The 5,119-nt window shown below is 68.3% G+C and carries 8 protein-coding genes; 4 read left to right on the top strand and 4 right to left on the bottom strand.

What is annotated here, in order from left to right:
• Positions 1-189 precede the first annotated feature (189 nt).
• Positions 190-387, bottom strand: a complete 198-nt coding sequence (locus AB0J64_RS56680; RefSeq protein WP_364046946.1) for a hypothetical protein — start codon at positions 385-387, stop codon at positions 190-192.
• A gap of 147 nt (positions 388-534) precedes the next feature.
• Entirely contained in the window at positions 535-708 is a 174-nt protein-coding gene (locus tag AB0J64_RS56675; RefSeq protein ID WP_364046943.1) for a CsbD family protein, read from the bottom strand.
• 229 nt (positions 709-937) lie between these two features.
• Here AB0J64_RS56675 and AB0J64_RS56670 point away from each other — a divergent pair, with 229 nt between their 5' ends.
• The gene (locus tag AB0J64_RS56670) at positions 938-1,069 is read left to right on the top strand and encodes a hypothetical protein (protein ID WP_364046940.1); all 132 of its coding nucleotides are present in this window, start codon (positions 938-940) and stop codon (positions 1,067-1,069) included.
• A gap of 32 nt (positions 1,070-1,101) precedes the next feature.
• On the opposite strand, the gene AB0J64_RS56665 is transcribed toward AB0J64_RS56670, so the two are convergent.
• Complete coding sequence (locus AB0J64_RS56665) at positions 1,102-1,317, bottom strand: hypothetical protein (RefSeq protein WP_364046937.1); 216 nt, start codon at positions 1,315-1,317, stop codon at positions 1,102-1,104.
• Between the two features lie 403 nt (positions 1,318-1,720).
• Between AB0J64_RS56665 and AB0J64_RS56660 the strand changes: the two genes are divergently transcribed.
• From AB0J64_RS56660 to AB0J64_RS56650, 3 genes are all read left to right on the top strand, one after another.
• A complete protein-coding gene (locus AB0J64_RS56660) occupies positions 1,721-1,870 on the top strand; it encodes a hypothetical protein (RefSeq protein WP_364046934.1) in 150 nt (49 codons plus the stop codon).
• A 420-nt stretch (positions 1,871-2,290) separates the two neighbouring features.
• Positions 2,291-2,698 (top strand): STAS domain-containing protein, encoded by a 408-nt coding sequence (locus AB0J64_RS56655; protein ID WP_364046931.1) that lies wholly within the window; start codon positions 2,291-2,293, stop codon positions 2,696-2,698.
• Between the two features lie 74 nt (positions 2,699-2,772).
• Positions 2,773-3,882, top strand: coding sequence for a protein kinase (locus AB0J64_RS56650; RefSeq protein ID WP_364046928.1), 1,110 nt, complete (start codon positions 2,773-2,775; stop codon positions 3,880-3,882).
• Between the two features lie 171 nt (positions 3,883-4,053).
• Here the strand turns inward: AB0J64_RS56650 and AB0J64_RS56645 are convergent, their stop codons facing one another.
• Positions 4,054-5,046 carry an AI-2E family transporter gene (locus AB0J64_RS56645; protein WP_364046924.1) on the bottom strand — a complete coding sequence of 331 codons (993 nt, stop codon included), beginning with the start codon at positions 5,044-5,046 and terminating at the stop codon, positions 4,054-4,056.
• Between the last annotated feature and the right edge of the window lie 73 nt (positions 5,047-5,119).

The raw sequence follows: 5,119 nt of genomic DNA, 5'->3' as shown, positions 1-5,119 counted from the left end.
GGCCATCGAGTAGTAGCGCCACATGTTGGGCCACTGTTTGACCTCCACGGGCGCCAACTCTTCGGCCAGCGTCACGAAATAGCGCAGCTGACGCAGCTCCATGCCCGCCACCCCTTCCCGATCGGGCGGCGCCGATAATGAGCCTCTTCCGGCACTTTAGATCCTCGCGCGGCTTTGGCGGCCCTGACGTTACTTGCTGGGCTGAGGTGTCTGACAGGCGATCTTCGGGTCCATGCCGAAGTAGTTGAGCGGACCTGCCAAGATCGTCACTGCGATCGTGGCCACCTGATTGCAGTTCTCGACCGGTCCTGTGTAGTAGCCGCGCTGGCCCGCGGCGACGGCGCCGGCGATCAGCCACAGGATCAGCACTATCGAAGCGATGCGCATCGGTTCTACCTCCATCTTCGTCAGTGCCTGGGGAGTGCCGGAGGCGATGGGAGACAAGGAGTCGCACAGGTGCGCGGGTAGTTCGGCGCTATCCGGGGGGCGGGACCAGCTGCGGCCTGGATCCACCGGATGACCTGCCGAAGAGAGTCAGCGCTTGAAGGCGTCCTTGACCTTCCCGCAGGCCTGCTTCAGATTGCCCACGACCCGATCGGTCTTACCCGCGACCTGCTGGTGTTGGTTACCGGTGACGCGGCCCAAACGCTGCCTGGTCCAGGCTTTGACGGCTTGCGCTTTGTCTCTGATCTTTCTACCGAGGCGCATCGTGATGTCCCTTCACCGCTCCGGTCAGTCATCGCCCGGGCAGAGCCCATGGATCCGTCTGCCCGGCAGCCATGACCGCGTGTAGGAGGAATGCACCGCGCTCAGGCGGCTTGGAGTCCCAGTGTCCGCCCTGGCCTGATACGGGGAAACGAGCAATGGCAGCGCCGGTTATCACCGGGACTGATGAGCGTGCGCCGGGGCAGGAAGATGTCGCTCATACGGTCCGTTCGTGGACGTAACACCAGTGCCAGGCCGTCTCCGGCGCGCCGACACCACCACCGAGCAGGACCTGAGCCTGGCCGGCTGGGACAACGAAGGCGGACAGACTCAACAGCTCGCCAGCGGCGACCACGCGTCCTGATCACGCGTTCTGGCCAGCGACTGCACAACCCGTTACGGATCCCTCCGGGCGAGCGCCTGATCGGCCGCCGCGCTGAGCAAACGGGCGGCAGCGGCCACCTCAACAAGCTGACCAGGCGTCATCGCCTCCAGACAGACGGCCAGCCGCTGCCGGTCACCGCGGCAGGCCATGCTCATCGCGTTCTGAAAGGCGAGTGCACGCGAGGCTGTGGCGAGCGCCCTCAAGACGTCGGCCAGGGCCTGATCCATGTCATCGTCCGGATCCGGCCACCGCGGAGGTCGAGCGTTCAACATCATTCACCGTGCCGTCCTTGAGCTCCGAGTGTTGTCCGATCCCGTCCTGCCCACCACAGGCCTGGCCCTTGCGCCAAGTGCCGGGCTGCGGTCAACAGGAGACCAGCCTGTTCCCACAACACACGACGAACGGTGCAGCCGTCAGAACCGCTCTGATCGCGACACCGCTGTCAGGCCGGTGAGCACGGTTGCTGATAAGCCTGGCGCAGATTGCTGCTTTCCGCCTCGTCGAGCCCGCTGGACGATCAAGTCATCGCACCTGACTGCTCCACGCACGCCAACCCCAGCGCGACGTGCTCATGACCGCCTCACACCCGCGGCCACCTTAGCCCGCACTCCCCCGCCCACAGGAGCCAGCATGAACACTGCGGACACGGTCGGCCCCCTCACACCTGTCTCACTGACGCCTGACACGGCAGCCGACCAGCTCCTGCGCATCACCCCACTCGTCGATCTCGCGGGCCTGCGGATCGAGGTGAGCTCGACCGCGCCACTCTGCCCGCCCTGAGGCGAGCGGTGGCCTCGACGGCGAGCAACGGCTTCTGCGTCGATCTGAGCGGCCTGACGTTCATCGACACCGGCTGCCCTGCGCGCCCTGGTCGGCGCCGCAGCCGCTCTGCACGACGGCGACGGCGACCGTGTCCTGACCCTGCGGTCGGTGCCTCCACAGATGCGACGCCTGCTCGAGCTCACCGACTGGCACCAGACGCCCGGTCTCCACCGGCAGGCGCCGGCGCGCCCCGGCTGACCCACGCCTGGCCCAGCTCACTCATGAGTCCTCCGGCCCCGAGGGATCCCCTGGGCGTGGTGCCGCCGGCCACTTGCCCAGGACGTGACAGCAGCCCAGTCACCGACCACATTCGACCTCATCGCGAAGCCCTACCCCCGCGGTGCCGGCATCTCGTGATGCCCTCGATCGGAGCACCTCATGAACACCCTCCACCCCCACCTCGGGGCGGGTCTGTGGCCCATCCCTGCCAGCGCCACCATCGTGCACCTGCGCGGCGAGCTCGACCTCGCCACCCGCGAGACGGTGTGCGAACGCCTGCTGCGCGCCTTGCAACACAGCACCAGCCTGCTCATCCTCGACCTGTCCGAGGTGTCGTTCTGCGACGCAGCCGGACTGGGCGTCCTGATCGCCGTCCAACACCAGGCCAGAACCCTGAACATCACCCTCGGCCTGGCCGCCCCCCGCCCACATGTGGCCAAGGTGCTGCGCCTCACCGACCTCGACCGCAGCTTCCCGATGTACGGCACCATCCCCGGCAAGGGCACCGGCACGGGTACGGGCAGAGGTACGGGCGGCGTTGGGTCCGGCCCCGCGACAGCGCGCTGAGACCCGGTGCGCCCATGTCTGTTCTCCCAGCCGGCAGTGGGACGACCGCCTGGCCTCGCCCTTGTCCTCCCGCCGTGGCAACAGCCGAGCTGGACCGGCAGCGCCATCAGGTGCTGCACCAAGCCCAGATCCAGGCCGCCGCGATCATCTCCCAGGCCCGCTCCGACGCCGAGCAGATCATCACCTCAGCCCAGATCATCGCCTCGGCCACGCTGCAGCGCGCACGGAGCCGGCACCTGCCGCGGCGCAGGAGCCAGGCGGACCAGCGCACGCAGCCGACGCCCGCACCCGCCCACAGCGACGGCCCCGCGCCGATCATGGTGCTCAACGACCGCTGGCGCATCTACGCCCCCTTGAACGCCGACGCCAGCGCCATGGCCACCCTGTACAAGGCCTACGAACTCGCAGCCCCCGCCACCACCGTCGTGGCCAAGGTGTTCCACCAAGCCAACAACGACCCCCAACGGTTCCGCACTTTTCTGCGGGAAGTACGGAGCATGCGACTGCAGCACCCGAGCATCGGGCAGATCATCGACTCCGGCCAGGACCACAGATCCCAGGCGGTCTACCTCATCTCGCCCCTCTACCAGCCGGGCAGCCTCAACCTCCACCTCCAACAGCGGGCAGGCGCCGGCGTCTCGCTGCAGTGGGGCCTGCAGGTCCTGGGCCAGGTGCTGGCCGGGCTGCAGGCCGCCGCCCTGAGCAACATCATCCACCTGGACATCAAGCCGCAGAACATCGTGCTGGACGGCCCCACCAACATCAGGATCATCGACTGGGGAATGTCTCAGCTGCACCGGGCCGGCAAGAGTGTCTCCACGGTGTCCCCCGGCGGCACCAAGTGGTTCGCCAGCCCCGAGCAACTCGGCGTCACCGACGCCGCACCCAGCACGCTGTCCGACCTGTACGGCGTCGGCGCCCTGGCCTACTGGCTGCTGACCGGCCTGGCGCCGCTGCGACGCGAGCTCGAAACCGCCGTCGGCGCCGACGCCGACCTGCTGCAGGTCCGCCACCTGATGCAAGCCGGCACCCGGCCCGAACCCGCCGATCACCTCACCCCGGACGTGCCCGAACACCTGGGCCGGCTCATCGACCAGTGGCTCAGCTACACCCCCACCGACCGCATCCCGCACGGGATGGATCCCGCCGCCGCGCTCGGCTGGGCGCGCACGGCCTTGGGCTGACACGCCGGCCCTCTCCATGACCACTGTCCGATCGCGATCGGTAGGTCAGACGTCGCCGATTCACCGGCGCTCGGCTCGTTGGTCCGCGCCATCTGTTGCCTGCGGTGGGCTGGCCGTTGCTTGGCCGCGCAGGTCGATGATCGGCTGCAGGAGCGCTCGCCTCCGAGCCCGTCAGTCCTTCTGCTCAGGTTCCTTCCCAGGAGGTACGGCCTGCGCCGGTGCTTCTGGGGCCGGTCCTGCCGGGAGGGGAATCGGATCGTCCTTGAAGAGTTCGGGTACGGCCCGATAGAGGATGGCGGTGATCGGCACGGCCACGACCGCGCCCGCGATCCCGGCCAGGATGCCGCCGACGGCCAGCACCATGATGATCGCCAGCGGGTGGAAGTGCAGCACCCGGCCGACGATCATCGGCTGGAGCACATGGTTCTCCAGTTGCTGCTCGACGACCAGGATGCCGATGAAGATCAGCGCGTAGATCGGACCCTTCGCGCCGAGCGTCACCAGCGTCGCGACCGCACCGGCGAACAGGATGCCGACGATCGGGATGAAGCTGGCCAGGAAGATCAGTACGGCGAGCGCCGCCCAGAGCGGGACGCCCATGATGGCCAGCACCACACCCATGAGCACGCCGTGCACTGCGGCCACGGCCACCGTGCCCTGCACGTAGTGCGACAGCGTGGTCCAGGCGGTCCGCCCGGCCCGATCGACCCGCGGCGCCATCCGGCCGAACCCCTTGAGAAACCAGGACCAGATCCGGTCGCCATCCTTGAGCAGGAAGAACGTCACGAACAGCAGGAGCACGATCGAGGCCAGCACCTCCACCACCACCACGGTCCCCGCCAGAACCGTCGAGGTGATCTGCTGCTGCCGCTCGGTGGCCAGCTTGGCGATCTCGTCCACCCAGCCGCTGAGCTGAACGGGCTTCACGTGCAGAGGGCCGGCGTAGAGCCAGCCCTCCACCGTCTTGGCCGTCTGCCTGACCTGTGTCACCAGGCCGGGGAACTCCTCGTTGGCCCGCACTCCGATGATCCAGCCCGTCCCGCTCAGCACGGCGAAGGCGACGAGCATGGTGACCCAGGTGGCGTAGATCGCCCGCAGGCCCGACGCGCGCAGTTGCCGGGTGAGCGGGAACAGCAGCGCGGTCAGCAGCAGGGCGACCGCCACCGGCAGGGCGACTGGAGCGGGGCCTGGCGGTGCAGAAGCAGATCGTCGGGGCCGCCAGGGTCGAGGCGCTCCA

It is taken from the genome of Nonomuraea sp. NPDC049695, from assembly GCF_040674955.1.
Taxonomy (GTDB): Bacteria; Actinomycetota; Actinomycetes; order Streptosporangiales; family Streptosporangiaceae; genus Nonomuraea; species Nonomuraea helvata.
This window is presented reverse-complemented; position numbering and strand designations above follow the sequence as displayed.

Excerpts from the sequence above, each read along its gene's own strand:
- AB0J64_RS56660 (WP_364046934.1), top strand. The coding sequence starts at position 1,721 with ATGAACACTGCGGACACGGTCGGCCCCCTCACACCTGTCTCACTGACG.
- AB0J64_RS56655 (WP_364046931.1), top strand. The coding sequence starts at position 2,291 with ATGAACACCCTCCACCCCCACCTCGGGGCGGGTCTGTGGCCCATCCCT.
- AB0J64_RS56675 (WP_364046943.1), bottom strand. The coding sequence starts at position 708 with ATGCGCCTCGGTAGAAAGATCAGAGACAAAGCGCAAGCCGTCAAAGCC.
- AB0J64_RS56665 (WP_364046937.1), bottom strand. The coding sequence starts at position 1,317 with ATGGATCAGGCCCTGGCCGACGTCTTGAGGGCGCTCGCCACAGCCTCG.
- AB0J64_RS56680 (WP_364046946.1), bottom strand. The coding sequence starts at position 387 with ATGCGCATCGCTTCGATAGTGCTGATCCTGTGGCTGATCGCCGGCGCC.